General features: G+C 53.0%; 1 rRNA gene. It reads right to left on the bottom strand.

From position 1 onward, the window contains the following. Positions 1 to 1168 (bottom strand): 23S ribosomal RNA (locus SIK97_RS00945); the annotation flags it as partial.

The raw sequence follows: 1168 nt of genomic DNA, 5'->3' as shown, positions 1-1168 counted from the left end.
TACCATCAGCGTGCCTTCTCCCGAAGTTACGGCACCATTTTGCCTAGTTCCTTCACCCGAGTTCTCTCAAGCGCCTTGGTATTCTCTACCTGACCACCTGTGTCGGTTTGGGGTACGATTTGATGTTACCTGATGCTTAGAGGCTTTTCCTGGAAGCAGGGCATTTGTCACTTCAGCACCGTAGTGCCTCGTCATCACACCTCAGCGTTAGTGACGTTCCGGATTTACCTGGAACATCCGCCTACATGCTTAAACCGGGACAACCGTCGCCCGGCCAACATAGCCTTCTCCGTCCCCCCTTCGCAGTAACACCGAGTACAGGAATATTAACCTGTTTCCCATCGACTACGCCTTTCGGCCTCGCCTTAGGGGTCGACTCACCCTGCCCCGATTAACGTTGGACAGGAACCCTTGGTCTTCCGGCGTGCGGGTTTTTCACCCGCATTATCGTTACTTATGTCAGCATTCGCACTTCTGATACCTCCAGCAACCCTCACAGGCCACCTTCAACGGCTTACAGAACGCTCCCCTACCCAACAACACATAGTGTCGCTGCCGCAGCTTCGGTGCATGGTTTAGCCCCGTTACATCTTCCGCGCAGGCCGACTCGACCAGTGAGCTATTACGCTTTCTTTAAATGATGGCTGCTTCTAAGCCAACATCCTGGCTGTCTGGGCCTTCCCACATCGTTTCCCACTTAACCATGACTTTGGGACCTTAGCTGGCGGTCTGGGTTGTTTCCCTCTTCACGACGGACGTTAGCACCCGCCGTGTGTCTCCCGTGATAACATTCTTCGGTATTCGTAGTTTGCATCGGGTTGGTAAGTCGGGATGACCCCCTAGCCGAAACAGTGCTCTACCCCCGAAGATGAATTCACGAGGCGCTACCTAAATAGCTTTCGGGGAGAACCAGCTATCTCCCGGTTTGATTGGCCTTTCACCCCCAGCCACAAGTCATCCGCTAATTTTTCAACATTAGTCGGTTCGGTCCTCCAGTTAGTGTTACCCAACCTTCAACCTGCCCATGGCTAGATCACCGGGTTTCGGGTCTATACCCTGCAACTTAACGCCCAGTTAAGACTCGGTTTCCCTGCGGCTCCCCTATACGGTTAACCTTGCTACAGAATATAAGTCGCTGACCCATTATACAAAAGGTACGCAGTCACCC

Origin of the sequence: Klebsiella sp. JN_Kp126, from assembly GCF_033843325.1 — a bacterium.
Classification (GTDB): domain Bacteria; phylum Pseudomonadota; class Gammaproteobacteria; order Enterobacterales; family Enterobacteriaceae; genus Klebsiella; species Klebsiella michiganensis.
The sequence above is the reverse complement of the archived record's forward strand: the minus strand, read 5'-3'. Positions and strand labels throughout refer to the sequence as shown.